The sequence below is a fragment of the Actinoplanes regularis genome (assembly GCF_900188005.1).
GTDB lineage: Bacteria > Actinomycetota > Actinomycetes > Mycobacteriales > Micromonosporaceae > Actinoplanes > Actinoplanes regularis.
This window is the reverse complement of sequence record NZ_FZNR01000011.1, coordinates 17471-33315: the sequence shown is the minus strand read 5'-3', so window position 1 is coordinate 33315 and position 15845 is coordinate 17471. Positions and strand designations below refer to the sequence as shown.

General features: G+C 69.2%; 18 protein-coding genes. 6 read left to right on the top strand and 12 right to left on the bottom strand.

The window, feature by feature from the left end; genetic code table 11:
• The first annotated feature begins 149 nt into the window (after positions 1–149).
• Complete coding sequence (locus tag CHC09_RS26375) at positions 150–2234, top strand: S9 family peptidase (protein ID WP_089296090.1); 2085 nt, start codon at positions 150–152, stop codon at positions 2232–2234.
• 166 nt (positions 2235–2400) lie between these two features.
• Here the strand turns inward: CHC09_RS26375 and CHC09_RS26370 are convergent, their stop codons facing one another.
• The 6 genes from CHC09_RS26370 to CHC09_RS26345 are packed head-to-tail and all read right to left on the bottom strand — an operon-like array spanning position 2401 to position 7995.
• On the bottom strand, positions 2401–3945 hold the full coding sequence (locus CHC09_RS26370) for a fused response regulator/phosphatase (RefSeq protein WP_089295897.1): 1545 nt from the start codon (positions 3943–3945) through the stop codon (positions 2401–2403).
• Positions 3942–5282, bottom strand: a complete 1341-nt coding sequence (locus CHC09_RS26365) for a sensor histidine kinase (RefSeq protein WP_089295896.1) — start codon at positions 5280–5282, stop codon at positions 3942–3944. Before CHC09_RS26365 ends, CHC09_RS26370 begins: the two co-directional genes overlap by 4 nt.
• A 2-nt stretch (positions 5283–5284) precedes the next feature.
• Entirely contained in the window at positions 5285–6316 is a 1032-nt protein-coding gene (locus CHC09_RS26360) for a SpoIIE family protein phosphatase (RefSeq protein WP_089296089.1), read from the bottom strand.
• Positions 6313–6717, bottom strand: a complete 405-nt coding sequence (locus tag CHC09_RS26355; RefSeq protein ID WP_089295895.1) for an ATP-binding protein — start codon at positions 6715–6717, stop codon at positions 6313–6315. The genes CHC09_RS26360 and CHC09_RS26355 overlap by 4 nt, the downstream gene beginning before the upstream one ends.
• Entirely contained in the window at positions 6714–7136 is a 423-nt protein-coding gene (locus CHC09_RS26350) for an STAS domain-containing protein (RefSeq protein WP_089295894.1), read from the bottom strand. Before CHC09_RS26350 ends, CHC09_RS26355 begins: the two co-directional genes overlap by 4 nt.
• 1 nt (position 7137) lies before the next feature.
• A complete protein-coding gene (locus tag CHC09_RS26345) occupies positions 7138–7995 on the bottom strand; it encodes an STAS domain-containing protein (RefSeq protein WP_089295893.1) in 858 nt (285 codons plus the stop codon).
• Positions 7996–8158: 163 nt separating this feature from the next.
• Between CHC09_RS26345 and CHC09_RS26340 the strand changes: the two genes are divergently transcribed.
• The 3 genes from CHC09_RS26340 (at position 8159) to CHC09_RS26330 (ending at position 9392) form a co-directional block, all read left to right on the top strand.
• Positions 8159–8512 (top strand): STAS domain-containing protein, encoded by a 354-nt coding sequence (locus tag CHC09_RS26340; protein WP_089295892.1) that lies wholly within the window; start codon positions 8159–8161, stop codon positions 8510–8512.
• Between the two features lie 111 nt (positions 8513–8623).
• The gene (gene mscL / locus CHC09_RS26335) at positions 8624–9097 is read left to right on the top strand and encodes a large conductance mechanosensitive channel protein MscL (RefSeq protein WP_089295891.1); all 474 of its coding nucleotides are present in this window, start codon (positions 8624–8626) and stop codon (positions 9095–9097) included.
• Positions 9098–9158: 61 nt separating this feature from the next.
• Positions 9159–9392 (top strand): hypothetical protein, encoded by a 234-nt coding sequence (locus CHC09_RS26330; RefSeq protein WP_089295890.1) that lies wholly within the window; start codon positions 9159–9161, stop codon positions 9390–9392.
• A 3-nt stretch (positions 9393–9395) separates the two neighbouring features.
• On the opposite strand, the gene CHC09_RS26325 is transcribed toward CHC09_RS26330, so the two are convergent.
• Positions 9396–10256 carry a zf-HC2 domain-containing protein gene (locus tag CHC09_RS26325; RefSeq protein ID WP_089295889.1) on the bottom strand — a complete coding sequence of 287 codons (861 nt, stop codon included), beginning with the start codon at positions 10254–10256 and terminating at the stop codon, positions 9396–9398.
• A 68-nt stretch (positions 10257–10324) separates the two neighbouring features.
• Positions 10325–10951, bottom strand: coding sequence for a CGNR zinc finger domain-containing protein (locus tag CHC09_RS26320; protein WP_089295888.1), 627 nt, complete (start codon positions 10949–10951; stop codon positions 10325–10327).
• 147 nt (positions 10952–11098) lie between these two features.
• Between CHC09_RS26320 and CHC09_RS26315 the strand changes: the two genes are divergently transcribed.
• Together CHC09_RS26315 and CHC09_RS26305 are read left to right on the top strand one after the other, a co-directional pair.
• Entirely contained in the window at positions 11099–11881 is a 783-nt protein-coding gene (locus CHC09_RS26315; protein WP_089295887.1) for a L,D-transpeptidase family protein, read from the top strand.
• A 725-nt stretch (positions 11882–12606) separates the two neighbouring features.
• On the top strand, positions 12607–13023 hold the full coding sequence (locus CHC09_RS26305) for an RpiB/LacA/LacB family sugar-phosphate isomerase (protein WP_089295885.1): 417 nt from the start codon (positions 12607–12609) through the stop codon (positions 13021–13023).
• 10 nt (positions 13024–13033) lie between these two features.
• On the opposite strand, the gene CHC09_RS26300 is transcribed toward CHC09_RS26305, so the two are convergent.
• The 4 genes from CHC09_RS26300 to CHC09_RS45435 all read right to left on the bottom strand — a co-directional run bounded on the left by CHC09_RS26300 (position 13034) and on the right by CHC09_RS45435 (position 15573).
• On the bottom strand, positions 13034–13441 hold the full coding sequence (locus CHC09_RS26300) for a VOC family protein (protein ID WP_089295884.1): 408 nt from the start codon (positions 13439–13441) through the stop codon (positions 13034–13036).
• Between the two features lie 30 nt (positions 13442–13471).
• The gene (locus tag CHC09_RS26295; protein ID WP_089295883.1) at positions 13472–13930 is read right to left on the bottom strand and encodes a helix-turn-helix domain-containing protein; all 459 of its coding nucleotides are present in this window, start codon (positions 13928–13930) and stop codon (positions 13472–13474) included.
• A gap of 220 nt (positions 13931–14150) precedes the next feature.
• A complete protein-coding gene (locus CHC09_RS26290) occupies positions 14151–14720 on the bottom strand; it encodes an RICIN domain-containing protein (protein ID WP_089295882.1) in 570 nt (189 codons plus the stop codon).
• A gap of 487 nt (positions 14721–15207) precedes the next feature.
• On the bottom strand, positions 15208–15573 hold the full coding sequence (locus CHC09_RS45435) for a hypothetical protein (protein WP_143232563.1): 366 nt from the start codon (positions 15571–15573) through the stop codon (positions 15208–15210).
• Positions 15574–15845: the final 272 nt, after the last annotated feature.

Sequence of the window (15845 nt, the reverse complement as noted above, 5' to 3'; positions counted from 1 at the left end):
CCCACCAGACCGGAGCGCAGAGCTGAGTCACTGACAAGCGGGATCCCTGAAGATCGTCCACTCTGGCACATCGTACACATGTTCTAATAGGCGAGGTCCGGGTGTGTAACAAACTCACCCCGGACCGATCCGCCGGTAACGTGGTTCGGGTGACGATCGAATCGCCCGCCGGCCCACCGACGGCCCGCCTGGCCCCCTCCGAGCGCACCCATCACGGTGACACGGTCACCGATGAGTACGCCTGGCTGATGAACAAGGAGGACCCCGCGACGATCGCCCACCTGGAAGCGGAGAACGCCTGGACCGAAGCGGCCACGGCGCACCTCGCCGACCTGCGCGAAAGGCTATTCCAGGAGATCAAGGACCGGACCAAGGAGACCGACCTGTCGGTCCCCAGCCACAAGGGTGGGTACTGGTACTACACCCGCACCGAGGAGGGCAAGCAGTACGGCATCCAGTGTCGCGTCCCGGTCCGCCCGGGCGAGACCACCCCGCCGATGGACGACGACCGCCCGGGCGAGGAGGTGCTGCTCGACGGCAACGTGCTCGCCGAGGGGAAGGAGTTCTTCGCGCTCGGCACGTTCGATGTCAGCCCCGACGGCAACTGGCTGGCCTACTCCACCGACTTCGACGGCGACGAGCGATTCACGCTCCGGGTGAAGGACCTGCGCACCGGCGAGGTGCTGGCCGACGAGATCCCGGACACGTTCTACGGCAGCGCCTGGTCGGCCGACGGCAGTGCGCTCTTCTACATCACGGTCGACGAGGCCTGGCGCCCCGACCGGGTGCACCGGCACATGATCGGCGAGTCCCACCGGGACGACCTGGTCGTCTACCACGAGCGGGACGAGCGTTTCTGGGTCGGCGTCGAGCTGACCCGCAGCGAGAAGTTCATTGTGATCGACGCCCAAAGCAAGATCACTTCTGAGGTACGCGTCATCCCCGCCAACACCCCGAGCGCCGAGCCGACGCTGATCGCCGAGCGGCAGCAGGGTGTGGAGTACCAGATCGAGCACCACGGCCACCGGTTCCTGATCCTGCACAACCGGGACGCCGAGGACTTCGCACTGGCCTACACCTCGGTCGACGCCCCGGGCGAGTGGGTCGAACTGGTCGCGCACCAGTCCGGCACACGGCTGGAGTCGGTCGACGCGTTCGCCCGGCACATCGTGATCACGCTGCGCAAGGACGGCCTGACCGGCTTGCGGGTGATGTGCGACGGCAGCACGGACTCGTACGACATGACCTTCCCGGAGCCGCTCTACAACGTCGGCCTCTCCGGCAACCCGGAGTACGACACCGCCTCGGTCCGGATCACCTACACCTCGCTGGTCGTCCCCGACTCGGTCTACGACGTCGACCTGGTCACCCGCGTGATGACGCTGCGCAAGCGAAAGCCGGTGCTGGGCGGCTACGACCCGGCCGACTACGAGCAGTTCCGCGACTGGGCGACGGCTTCGGACGGCACCCGGATCCCGATCTCGATCGTGGCGCGCAAGGGCATGGTCCGCGACGGCTCCGCCCCGGCCGTGATCTACGGCTACGGCTCCTACGAGCACAGCATCGACCCGTACTTCTCGATCGCCCGCCTCTCCCTGCTCGACCGGGGCGTGGTCTTCGCGATCGCGCACATCCGCGGCGGCGGCGAGATGGGCCGCCGGTGGTACGAGGACGGCAAGCTGCTGACCAAGAAGAACACCTTCACCGACTTTGTGGCCTGCGCCGAGGCGCTGGCCCGCAACCGGTGGACCGCCGCCGACCGGCTGGTCGCCCGCGGCGGCTCGGCCGGTGGCCTGCTGATGGGCGCGGTCGCCAATCTGGCCCCCGAGGCGTTCGCCGGGATCGTCGCCGAGGTGCCGTTCGTCGACCCGCTGACCTCGATCCTCGACCCGTCCCTGCCGCTCACCGTGACCGAGTGGGAGGAGTGGGGCAACCCGCTCGAGTCGGCCGAGGTCTATGCGTACATGAAGTCGTACAGTCCATATGAGAACGTCACCAAGCTGCCGTACTCCAAGATCTTGGCGGTGACGAGCCTCAACGACACCCGGGTGCTCTATCACGAGCCGGCCAAGTGGGTCGCCCGGCTGCGCGCGGTCGTCCCGGACGGGCAGTTCCTGCTCAAGACCGAGATGGGGGCCGGGCACGCCGGCCCGAGCGGCCGTTACGACTCGTGGAAGGAAGAGGCCTTCGTTCTGGCCTGGATCCTGGACACGGTCGGCGCGGCGGGCGCCTGACGCACCGTTTGATCTCTCCCGGTGCGGACAACGTCCGTACCGGGAGAATCGGTGTCCCTTTCCAGGTGCTCTGAGGAGCGATGTCATGGAAGGACCGGAACGGAGGGACGATACGGTCCCGTCTTGCCGGGCGGATCGGCAGCGGTTACCAGAATCTTCTGAGGTTCTAAGCGGAGACGTCGCGCCGCAGCACGACCACCGCGATGTCGTCAGCCTGTTCTCCTGACCCGCCCAGGCGGGTCAGGAGGCGGCTGCAGAAGTCGTCGAGATCCGGCTCGACCTCGGCCGCGCAGGCGGCCAGCGCACGCATCCCCTCGTCGATGTCCGCGTCCCGCTGCTCGATCAAGCCGTCGGTGTAGAGCACCAGCGTGCCGCCGGGCGGCAGCTCCAACTCCAGCTCGGCCCGCGGCGGCGCGTCCAGACCGAGCAGCGCGCCACGCGGCGACAGGAACCGCACTTCACCGTCGACATGCAGCAGCGGTGGCAGGTGACCGGCCGAGGCCATCCGGATCCGGCCGTTCGCCGGGTCGAGCGTGAACAGGCAGAGCGTCGCCGAGTCGGCCGGCAGCACGGTCCGCATGAACCTGTTCGCCAGCTCCAGCACGGCGGCCGGCGGGTGACCCTCCACCGCGTACGCCCGGACCGCGTGCCGCAGCTCGGCCATCACCGTGGCCGCGTGCAGCGAGTGCCCGGCCACGTCCCCGATCGCCACCAGCAGCTTCCCGTCCAGCACGGTCAGCTCGTAGAAGTCGCCGCCCACCTCGGTCTGCGCGCCGGCCGGCTCGTACCGCACGGCCAGTTCGACGCCGGGCACCTCGGGCAGTCTCGACTGCAGCAGGCTGCGCTGCAGGGTGACCGCGATCCGGTGCTCCTCGTCGAACGACCGTTGCGCCTCCACCGCGGCCGCGACCGCCTGGGAGAGCTGCCGCAACACCGGGAAGCCGGGCGTCTGCGAGCTGCCCGAGACCGCGACGTAGACCGGCGGCCGGTCGGCCCGCAGCCGGGCGGCGGCCACCGCGACGGTCTCACCCTCCGGCCAGTCCACCACGTCCCAGTCGGCCGCTTCGTCCGTGCGGACCAGCGAACCCACCGCTACGCGGTGCCGCGGAACCGCCCATCTGCGTACGACCGGGGGCGGCCCCGTCGCCGCCAGGCTCTCCCCCTCGGACGTCTCCGCGACCACCACGACCGGTGCACCGAAGATGTCCGCCGCACCCAGCGCGGCCGCCTCCAGCAGGGCCGGCAGTGTGGACGCCGAGTTGATCGCCAGTGTGGTCTCGGCCAGCCGGACCATCCGGGCGGCGAGCAGCTCGGCCCGTTGGCGCGCCCGGTAGTAACGCAGCACCGCCTGCGCGGTCGCGATCAGCTCGTCCGGCTCGATCGGCTCCACCAGGTACGCGTCCGCGCCCCGGTTCAGCCCCTGGGTACGGTCGTTCACGTCGACCGCGTGGGCGGACACGTGGATCACCGGGAGCACGCCGTACCCCGGATCGGTCTTGATCCTTTCGCAGACCTCGAAACCGCTCATGTCCGGCAGCTTCACGTCCAGCACGACCAGGTCGGCCTCGACGTCCTCGGCGGCCAGCTTGCGTAGCGCCTCACCGCCGGTCTCCGCCTCGACCACGGTGAACCCGGCCCGGGTCAACCAGCTGACCAGCAGGTACCGCTTGGTGGCGCTGTCGTCGACGACCAGGATGGTGGCCGGGGTCATGGCTCGACCGGCAGCTGGAGCGTGAACGTACTACCCGTGCCGGGAGTCGAATCGACCCGTAGGCCGCCGCCCAGGATCCCGGCGAGCCGACGGGCGTAAGGAAGGCCCAGGCCGGTGCCCCGGCCACTGACCGGCTTGCTGCCCGGCACCTGGTAGAACTCCTCGAAGATACGTTCCTGCAGCTCCGGGGCGATGCCTGTGCCGGTGTCCGCGACCGTGAACTCGACGGCGGCCCCGGCCCGCCGCACGCTCAACCGCACCGAGCCGGCCTCGGTGAACTTGAGCGCGTTGGTCAGCAGGTTGCGCAGCACCTGGGCGAGCAGCACCTCGTCCGAACGCACGCTCGGCACGGCCGGCTCGTCCACCACGAAATCCACCTCGGGCCGGGTGGCGAGCGGGCGCAGGGTGCCGCGGAGCTGCCCGAACACGACCTTCAGATCGACCTCGGACCAGTTCGGCTCGATCCGGCCGGCCTCCGCCTTGGCCAGGTCGAGCAGGCCGTTGACCAGGGTCAGCAGGTCGCTCGCCGAGGTCCGGATCAGACCCACCTGACGGTCCTGTTCCTCGGTGAGCGGGTCCGAGAAGGAATCGGTGAGCAGCCGGCCGAGCCCGATGATCGCGGTGACCGGGGCGCGCAGCTCATGGCTGACATTGGCCAGGAACCGGCTCTTCGCCTCGCTGGCCGCCCGCAACTGCACCGACTTCTCGTCCAGCTCGGCGTAGAGCGCGACCACGCCGCGGTTGGTCTCCTCCAGCTCCTCGGAGAGCTGGTGGTAGAGCGCCATCACGCCGCGGTTGGTCTCCTCCAGCTCCGCGTTCAGCCGGGCCAGCTCGTCACGCTGCGCGCGCACCTCGTCCAGGGCGGCGATGAGCTGCTGGTTCTGCACAGCCAACTCGTCCAGCGGGCTGCCCGGCACATGCCGGCCCAGCCCGGCGCGGATCTCGTCCATCCGAGCGGCGGTCAGGGCCGGTGCGCCGGGCGGCAGGCGCCGCGCCATCCGGATCGTCGTGCCGGAACCGCCATCATCGACCTCCATCGTGTCGACCAGGCGGCCGACCTGCTGCAACTGCTCAGCCAGCCGGGACGCTCCACCCTCGACCGAATGAGCCATTGTCACCCGGAGGCTCGGTACCCCGTACGGCTCCAGCGTGAACGTCACTTCCGCATGCGAGCCCTCACCGAGCAGCACCCGGCCCACCTCGCTCAGCGCGGTCGCCAGCCGGGTCTGGTCCTGCGACTCCAGCCCGACCGCGCGGGCTACCTCCCGGCCGAGCTGCCGGAGCGTGAAGACGTCCTGCTCGACCCGCAGGCGCATGCGCATCAGCGGCTCGATCATGGTCACGGCAGCCGGGCCACGAGCAAACCGGCGTCGTCCCGGCGCGTCCCGGCGTCACGCAGCACGGTACCGGCGATCACCTCGGGCGAGCGGGTCAGCAGGCCCGGATATTCCGCCGGGTTCCAGCGGTCCACCACCCCGTCGCTGTGCATGATCACGACGGCGCCCGGGAGCAGCGGATAGTCGTACTGCCGGACCTGGCGGCGCTGATGCCCGGCGATGCCGGGCATCGAGATCATGCCGCGCCGGGTGCCGTCCGGGCCGAACACCGTGCCGGAGATGTTGCCCAGACCCGCGTACCGGACCAGGCCGGCCTCCGGATCGAGCTCGGCCACGGCCAGCGCGGCGCCACGGGTGTGGCCGAGTGCACGATGCAGCGCCTCGACCACCACCGCCGGCCCGGCCGCCTCGGCCTGCCGGAAGATCCGGGCCGCCTCGCGGGAGGCGGCCGCGGCCAGCCCGCCGTGTCCCAGCCCGTCACTGACCAGCAGCTGCCGGCGGCCGCCGGCCTCGCGCGCCACGACCACGTCTCCGCTCACCGTCTCACCCGTGATCGGCCGGGTCAGCCCGGCCGCCCAGGCCGGCTCCGGTGGGCCGGACGGCCAGACCTGCACGGCCAGGACCGTCCCCTTGCCGGGCACCGAGTGCAGATCCCAACGGCTGGCCTGGCGCTGGATCGCGCCGAGCCCGATGCCCAGCGTTCCGGCGGTGGAGTGCCCGTCGCCGAACGCGTGCCGCACATCGGCCATGCCCGGCCCGCTGTCGATCGCGATCAACTCGACGCCGGCATGCTCCGGGGTGCGGACCGCGCGGACCAGCATGACGCCCTGCTGGGCATGCTTGACCAGGTTTCCCGCTGCTTCCGCGGCGACGATCGCGAGGTCCGCGATGCGGCGGTCCGGCATGGCGAGCTCGGTAGCGAGGCGCTCCGCGGCACGACGTACGGCCGCTGCGGTCCCGGCGGCTTCCACCCGGAACCAGACCCCCTCGCCGAGGAGCCCGTCGGGTACGGACGCCACCGTTTCTCCATTCATCGGCACCACTTGGTCACGGTGATCGTCGTGCCCTGGCCAACCGCCGTCTCGATGGTGAACTCGTCGACCAGCCGGCGAGCGCCGCTCAGCCCCAGCCCCAGCCCACCACCGGTGGTGTAGCCGTCGGTGAGGGCCAGTTCGAGGTCGGCGATGCCCGGCCCCTCGTCGGCGAAGACGATCCGGATGCCGGCCCTGAAGTCGTTGCGCACCCCGTACACCTCGACGATGCCACCACCGCCGTAGACCAGGGTGTTACGAGCCAGCTCACTGGCCGCGGTGACCAGCTTGGTCTGGTCCACCAGGGAGAGTTTGGCCTCGACCGCGACGGTGCGCACCAGCTGCCGGACACGGACCACGTCCTGGTCGGTGGCGACCGGGATCCGTCGGGGCTCCTCTTTCACGGCGTGGGTACCGCTGCCGGGTCGGCCTCATTCTCGTCGTCTTCGGCGTCCTCGGCCCAAGCCCCGTCCCGGCTGAACGCCAGCATCTCGATGCCCAGGTCGACGTTGAGCGCGGTCCGGATCCCGGGCAGCGACAGCCCCAGCTCGACCGGGGTGATCGCCACCGCCGGGCGCATGCCGACCACCACGGTCTCGGCGTCCAGCACCCGGGAGACCGCCGCGATGGTGGCCAGGGTCCGGCCGACGAACGAGTCGACGATGTCGAGTGCGCTGATGTCGATGATCACGCCGTGACAGCCGGTGGCCACGATCTTCTCGGCGAGGTCTTCCTGAAGCTGGAGGGCGGTCTGGTCCTCCATGTCGATCTGGATCGAGACCAGGAGGATGTCACCGATCTTCAGGACCGGGACGCGTTCCACGTCAGCGCTCCGTCCGCTTGGCCACGACCACCTTGTAGCTGTTCTTTCCGAGCACGTAGCGCAGGGCGTCGGCCAGCGAGGCCTTGGTGGCTATGTCGCCGAACTCGATGCCGAGCGCGACGATGGTCTGCGCGATCTGCGGCCGGATCCCGGAGATGACGCAGTCGGCGCCCATCAGGCGGGCGGCCACCACGGTCTTCAGGATGTGCTGGGCCACCTGGGTGTCCACCGCCGGGACACCGGTGATATCGATGATCGCGTACGGCGAGCCGGTGTCGACCAGGGTCTGCAGCAGCCGCTCCATCACCACCTGGGCGCGGGCCGAGTCGAGCGTGCCGACCAGCGGGACGGCCACCACGCCCTCCCACAACTTCACCACCGGTGTGGAGAGCTCGAGCAACTGCTCGGCCTGGTCGGCGATCAGAGCCTCGCGGACCCGCACGAAAGTGTCGAAGGTGAGCAGCGCGGCCTGGTCCACAAAGGCGGTGAAGGCCACGTAGTCGCGCAGGGTCTGGACGTCGGCCGCGTCACCGAGGATCCCCAACAGGACCTGCTTGAACGCGAACACGCTGACAGCGGTCTCGTTGGCGGAGAAGCCCTGCCGCGCCCGGGTGGCGGACAGCTCGCCCAGCTGGGCACGCAGCTCGGCGGCCTCCTCATCGGCCAGGTCCCGGGCGCCCGCGGCGAACGCCTGCTGGAAGCCCCGCTGCAGTTCCCTGGTCTGCCGCTCCAGTTCCGGTCGGGTCATCCGGCCCTGCAGAGTGACGCCGACCAGCTCGGCCCATCGGCCGACCAACCCGTCGGCATGCTCCTTGAGCAGGTCCGCCAAGCGGCCTGATTCCTCTGGACTCAGCGCCACTGTTGCCTCCAGACCACACCATCCGTGCGCGACGGCCGGACTTTACCATCAGGATGTCCGTTAATTGCTGTAGACCAAATAACGGACGTGGTCAAGGCCGCCGTCCCACCCCGCGCATCCCCCGGCACGTGGAGTACCGTTCAGCAATAACAGGAGGTCCCGAATGTCCTTGACGGTGCAGACCGAACAGCGCGGTGACATGGTCGTCGTGTCGGTGGCCGGTGAGCTCGACATGGCCACCGCCCCGCAACTGCAGGACCAGATCAGCGACCTGCTGGAGAAGGGCCGGACCAGGCTGGTCTTCGACCTGGCCGAGGTGTCGTTCTGCGACTCCACCGGGCTGTCCGTTTTTGTCCGGGCGAAGAACAGCACCGACGACGCCGGCGGCATGGTTCGGCTGGCCGCGCCGCAGCGGGGCGTGCTGCGCATCCTCGAGGTGAGTGGTCTGGTCGAGGTGTTGCACACCTACCAGACGGTCGACGAGGCGGTCAGCGCACAGGCGCCCGCTCTCGACTGATCCGCCTGACGTTCGAGATACGTACCGGTCGGCGTAGTTTGTCGCCGACCGGCAATGGGCATCCGTTGCCGGATTAGGTTCCCGGCTTCCAGGAGTGTGCTCGTGGGCAAAATGTTCCAAGGCTTCAAAGACTTCATCATGCGCGGCAACGTCGTCGACCTCGCCGTCGGTGTGGTCATCGGCGCCGCCTTCAGTACCGTGGTCACCACCTTGACCAATGGCTTCCTCAAGCCGCTGATCCAGCTGATTGGCGGTGGCTCGGGCGGCGCGGCCGGCACGTTCTACATCCGCAAAGTGCCGTTCGACTATGCCTCGTTCATCAACGCGGTGATCACCTTCCTGCTGACGGCCGCGGTGCTCTACTTCCTGGTCGTCTACCCGCTCAACATGCTTGCTGAGCGTCGCCGTCGCGGCGAGGAGCCGCCGCCGAAGGCGCCGAGCGAGGAGATCAAGCTGCTCACCGAGATCCGCGACGCGCTCGTCGCCCAGGCGCAGGCCTCCGGCCACGGCACCCAGGCGCAGGGCCACGTGTACGGCAGCGCCGTGGACGACGTCCTGCAGCGCCGCCAGGAGCCTCCGCGCTGACCCGCTGAAAAAGATCCGCCCTCCCGGCACGGTTCGAACAAATGTTCGATACAGTGCCGGGATGGAGCAGCGTAAGCACTGGTGGAACGGCAAATGGGGACGCCTCGCGCGGAAAGACGTCTACCTCCGCACCAACGGTGACCAGTGGTATGTCGAGCAGCGCGCCGGCGGCTCCGACGGCACGTCCCACTTCTTCGAGTTCGACAGCGAGGACGCCGCTCTCGACATGGTCCGGGCCCTGCTGAACGGGCCCGACGAGTGGCGCGAGCTGTCCGTCCGCCCGCCGTCCCGCTGAGGCTCAGGCAGCCCGATGCGTTTTGCGGACAACCACTTCGCGTTCGGGCTTCCGATAGCGCACCTCGCCGCGCCGCTCGGACTCGCTGAGACGCGCGGTCAACGGGCCGGACGGCGGGACCAGCCGCAGGCCCGGCCGCCGCGCCACCTGCGCCTCGGACTCCTCGTCCCCGGCCCCGCCGTCGAAGCGCCAGCCGGTGCCGACCCGCGATCCGGGCGGTCGCATCGACCCGCCGACACCCCTGGACAGGGCCACCACCAGCAGATATCCGGCAATCACGAAGCCGTGGCCGACCAGCCGGGCGACGTCCACCCGGCCGCCGGTCAGGTCGTTGACGGAGAGCAGCAGCAGCATCCCGACGAACGCGGTGAGCATCGGCACCAGCCCGACCGGCCGGGTCCGCCGCAGCGCGATGAAGAGGTACCCGGCGCCCACGGCGACGTTCCACGCGGCCGACTCGTTCCAGACGTGCCCCGCCACGGACCCCCCGAGGTGCACGTGCCCGGCACCGGACGCCCCACCGATCTGCGCCAGCCCCAGGATGATCTGCACCGCGCCGACCAGCGCGAGCGCCACCCACAGCAGGCCCTCGACCGGGAGACGACGCCACCTCGGCTCAGCCGGCCCCGCCGATCTCATCGACTTCGCCGCCGGAGGCAGGGCGGCCAGGATCGCCGCGCTGAGATCCGGCACGTCCGGCACTTTCGCGGTACGCGTCAGCCGGTTCACCGCCGCGGCCGCGTCCAGCCACGCCCGGCACCCTGCGCAGCCGGCCAGGTGCTCGTCGACCAGCGGCCGCAGGGCCGGGTCGTCCTCACCGTCCAGCTGCGCCGACAGCATCTCGCGCCACCGCTCACACGCCATGTCCCCATAGTCGCGCGAAGCCCGCCGATGGTTCCCGGCCGGTCCGGCAATGGTTCTCCCGGCCCGAGTCAGTGCACTTCCGGCCCCCGGCCGATCTCCAGCTCCTCGCTGTGGCCGAGCAGTCGCCGCCGCTCCCGGAAGGCGCGCAGGTTGGCGGTGTTCCCACAGGTGCTGACGTCGTGCCAGACCCCGCTGTTGTTCCGTGAGGTGTCGAAGAACGCGGCCCGGCAGACCGTGTTGTGGCAGAGCTTGAGCCGTGGCCAGAGCCCGGCCTGCTGGGCGAGCAGCGCCTCGGCCCAGAGCGCGGAGGCCAGCCACCGGGTGCCCCGGCCGGTCGGCACCACCCGCACCCAACCGGCCGCGTCCGGCGCCAGGTTGACCGGCACGTCGGCCGGGGGCAGCGCGCCGGGCGGCTCCTGGTTCGCCACGGCCAGCACCACCTGCTCGAACGCGGACCGCAGCCGGCGCATCGAGCGCAGGTCGGTGGCGGAGAGCAGCAGCGTCGGGGCGGGCAGCCCGGAGGTCCGGGACCAGGTGGCCAGCGCGTCGGTCACCCACCACTGGGCGTCCTCGACGGTGCCGAGCAGGTCCGGACCGTACGACATCGCCGAGCGGGTGTTCAGCAACTCCTGGACGAGAGCGAAGCCTCCGGGCGCCTCCCGCACTCCGTGTCGGGCACTCGCCTTCCAAGACATAGCCGAAGACTACTTGACTCTTTTTCACACCCGCCGTCCACAAGCTCCGGGATCACCCACTCGCGCGAGTGGACGATCGGGCATCATCGCTGGACGGTGGTAAATGGGTCTCCTACAGTGACCCGGCAGAGCTGCGAGGGAGGCCCCGTGCGGAAGATCCTGGCGATCACGGTCGCCGCGGTGACGGCACTCACCCTGGCCAGCGGCTGCGACTCCGGCGACCCAGCGGCCGAGAACACCCCCTCCGCCGTACCGGAAACGCCATCGGCCGCGCCCTCCTCCTCCGCCGCGCCCTCCTCCTCGGCCCCGGCTCCGGTCATCCCGCCGGCACCACCCCGAAAGCTCAAGGTCGGCGCCGAGGGCCCCGACGTGCTCGCCCTGCAGCAGCGCCTGACCGAGCTGGGCTACTGGAACGGCAAGGCCGACGGCAAGTTCGGCGGCACCACCCAGCAGGCGGTGTATGCGTTGCAGAAGGCCGCCGGCATCGGCCGGGACGGCACGGTCGGCCCGAAGACCCTTCGGGCCCTGGACCGGGGTGTCCGCCCGAAGCCGAGATCGACGACCGGGCGTACGGTCGAGATCGATCTGAAGAAGCAGCTGCTGATGCTGGTCGACAACGGCGAGATCTCGCAGATCCTCAACACCTCGACCGGCTCGAACGAGTATTACCAGCAGAAGGGCGAGACCTACCTGGCTGACACCCCACGCGGCAGGTTCACCGTGAGCCGGCAGATCGACGGCTGGCGCAACGCGCCGCTCGGTCTGCTCTGGCGGCCGAAGTACTTCAACGGTGGGATCGCGGTGCACGGAGCGAACAGCGTCCCGCCCTACCCCGCCTCACACGGCTGCGCTCGGGTCTCGATCGCCGCGATGAACTGGCTGTGGAACAGCGACGCGCTCCCGCTCAAGACCAAGGTCTGGGTCTACTGACGCCGACGGCCGCCGCGGCCCGGGCAGCGCGGCCGGCTCGCCACCCACCGTCCGGAGAGGCGCGTCCGGTTCGGCCGGCTCGAACGCCGCGTCATAGAGCTCCGCACAGAGCACGACACCCAGCCAGGGCATCCACGGACCGCTGAGCCTCAGCGGCGCCCGCCGCCCACACATCCACAATGTGACCGTCCAGTCGCCCGGATCGGTATCGACCCTGGCCAACGCCCGCAACGGCCACTCCCGGTCGCCCACGACGATCCGCTGATCGGTGATCACCACAACGCGACGCCCGTCCCCGACCACGTCCGCGGGAAACCACCCGTACTGCTTCTCCGCAACCCGCAGCCGCACGGTCGGCGACACCGCGGCCGGTCGGCCGCCCCGCTCCACCAGCGCCGCGAGCAACATCATCGACCGAAACCCGGCCGCCAGCTGCTCCTCGTCCCATCCCGTCATGCCATACCCCGTTCCCGGGCGTGCCCGGCGAGCCCAGTCCCGCCCGTCCACGCCGCACCGACACTGGCACGGCAAATCCGCCCTGACCAGCGAACACACACCCAAGTGGGCACTATTCGCCGGTTAGACGGCCGGATACGGAACAACCCGGTTACCCCGACCGGGTGCCCGATTCCGTCCCGGTCGCGGTGTGGAGACCGCGAGTCTGATCCCCCGGCACGGCCTGCGGGGCCAACCGGCTTCCACGGCGGACGGCATAGGCTGCGGGCATGCGGGTAGCGTTCGCCAGCGACGACGAGAACGAGACCACTCGAGCCGTCGTCGAGGCCCTGACCGGCGCCGGACACGAGATCATCCGGCCGGACACCCCGGAGAGCTGGCCTGACCTCGGCCGATTCGTCGGGCAGGCCGTCGTTGACGGCCGTGCCGACTACGGCGTGGTGATGTGCTGGACCGGCACCGGGACGGCGATCGCGGCAAACAAGGTGCCCGGTGTCCGGGCGGCACTCGCCTGGGACCCCTGGATCGCCAAGGGCGCCCGGCTCTGGAACGACGCGAACGTTCTGGCGATGAGCCTCAAACGACTCGCGCCGGACGTGGCGGTCGAGGTGCTGCACGCGTTCCTGGAGACTCCGGAGCCGGACCCGGACGAGGCGGAGAACATCGCCGCGATCGAACGGTCGTGACGCGAGCGGCTCAACCCTGCTGAAGGATCCGGATCGCGTTGCCGGACGGATCCCGCAGACCCATGTCAGTGCCGTAGAAGTGGTCGGTGGGCTCCTGCGTGAAGTCGGTGACCCCACGGGCCTTGAGAGTCTCGTACAGTCCCCGGACATCGTCCGTGTTGAGGACGATGCCGTTCAGAGCACCCTTCGCGACCAGCTCGCGGAGCTGCTCCGCCGTCGCCTCGTCGTGCAGCGGCGGCCCCGGCTGCTCCAGGGAGATCTCCGTGCCGTTCTCGCCCGGGATTCGGACGGTCAGCCAGCGGTAGGAGCCCTGCTGGACGTCGTTGCCCTTCTCGAGCCCGAGCTTGTCGACGTAGAACTCCAGCGCTTCGTCCTTGTCGAGGACGTAGATGGACGTGACGTTCAACTTGGTGATCATTTCGCGCTCTCTCTGCGATGGGGAACGTCATCAGGCTAGAGAAGGCGCCCCGCCTGCGGCTTCTCCAAAACTGCTCGATCGTGGCGCCGCCGGCGAGGCGATCCGCGGCCGGGTGTTCGCCTTCTGGACGCAGCCGGGCACGACGACCGGCCGGTGCCCGCGGCGGTAACCCGACGGTGTCTCCCCGACGATCTCCCGGAAGGTCCGGCTGAAGGTTCCGAGGCTGTTGAAGCCGACATCGCAGCAGATGTCCGTGATGCTGCGGCCGCTCTCCCGCAGCAGGAACATCGAGCGCTCGATCCGCCGGCGTTGCAGATATCGGTGCGGCGTCTCGCCGAACACCGCACTAAAACAGCGGCTGAAGTGTGCCGGCGAGAGGTGAGCCACCGCCGCGATCGCACGAACATCGAGCGGCTCCGCGTACGCCCGGTCGATCGCGTCGCGAGCCCGCAGCAAGCGCCGATTCAGCTCCTCGACCTCTCGGCTCACTCCCCAATGCTAGGAAATTCCCGGCGCTCCCGTGGCAGCACGTCTACGCAACTGCCTGGCTCGACTCTCGCTCCACTCGCGTCTGCGCCTGGGCCGACTCGGCGACAGCGGGCCCCAAACAAGGGGTCAGGCCCGGATACCCGAGCCTGACCCCTTGGCCTTCGCAAGAAAGGGAGAGCTATCGCATGGAAAGCCCGACAGCCGGCTTTCCAGTTCCGGGCTAAGCCTGCTTCGCAGGAGTCCAGGTGAAGGCCGCATTCGCCCCACCGCCGGAGCAGCGGTACTGAATCAAGTCCGTTCCGTTGGCCGTGCCGTTACCCTGCACGTTAAGGCACATGTCAGAGTTCTTCCTGCTCACGATCTCGTAGTAGTCGTGGCCGAGGTAGGAAGCTCCGGTATCCCTCTGCACCCACTGGTCGTTCAGCGTGAACTCGTCGCCACAGGGATACAGAATGATCTTGGCGCTGTTCGCGTTCGAATTACCCTGCACATTGGCGCACTTGCCGCTCTTGCCGTTGACCAGCCGGAAGTAGCCGTGGCCGAGGCTGCGCCAGATCCACCGCTGGTGGAGCGGGGTGATGTCCCCGGCCGACGAAGGGCACCCATAAATCTGGATCTGCGCGCTGTTCGCCTTCGACCCACCCTGAACTTCCATGCACTTGCCGGTAGCGCTGAGAGGACGAATCTCCCACGGACCACTATCGGCAGCAAAAGCAGGCGACGGCACGGTCATCCCCGCCACCGCGCCAACGAGCGCCATAGCGGCAATAACAGACTTACGCGTTTTCATACCCCGTGACTCCCCCGATTGATTAGTTGCCAGAATGAGGCCCTCGGCCTATACGGCGCCGATGAATATACACCTTCTCCTATGCGCTGCCCGGATGCAGGGGGTTCATTAGAAGCCGGGCAGAGCCGCCGCCAGCATGGCGGCGCGGGTCACAGAAGCCCGAGCGCTCTCGCCGAACGTCTCCCCGGCGGCCACCCGCGCCGCACTCAAGAAACTCGGCGCACGTCTAGATCACTGACCGCTGCCGTACGACCGGAATGCAAACAGGTCAGCGCCGGGAAACCGGTGCTGACCTGCTGTGATGGTGGGCCGCCAGGGACTCGAACCCTGAACCTAAGGATTACCTGCGACGCGGTTGGATCAAGCGTCATACGAGGCCAGACGGCCTGATAAAGATCCGCTCAGCCCGGTCCGGCTGCTGGCGTTGCTGTACTTCACTGCTGTACAGCAGCGGGCGCTCGCATCGGGTGACGGAGTCGCGTAACTGTTACTCCTCGAAGCCCGCGAACGGTTCGACCTTCCACGGGCTCTGCGCGTCCTCGCGAAACGCCACATGACCCAGCGGCAGGCTTGCCACCTGATCCACCGAGGCGTCGAGATCGACGAGGTGACCCATGCATGCCACCTGGACGGCTCCCGGCTCGTTCGGATCGTTCACGCAGTCACCGACCATCCAACTGTTGTCACTGGTGTGGATCACCTCCCGGGCTGGCTCCACGCCATTCGAAACGGTTAGCTGGATGACTGCGCCCAGATCGTCAGGGAAGCGATCCCCGGGGAACGGGAACGGTCGCTCCCTGAACACCTCATGGTTACCGGAGCACCTGGCCTGCGTCTGTTCACCGTCGTGCATCCCGCCACGATAGAGCGGACCAGCAGCCCCAGCGCGCCCCGGTGACCAGCGCGCTCGCCAGGCCCGAATCCGGTGGCAAGCCGCGAAGCGGTGCGGCAGCGATCGCCGGAAGCAACATCGGAGATCAGCCCCGCTCAGCGATCGTCACGGCCTTGAACACCGCATTGGCCGGCGCGCCGGGCGATGCCGGCCGCAGGCCGCCAGCAGCCCGAGCGCGTCCGGCCTGCGCCGCGCTTGCGCGGCGCCTTGATCCAGAAAAGGACAACTCAGCA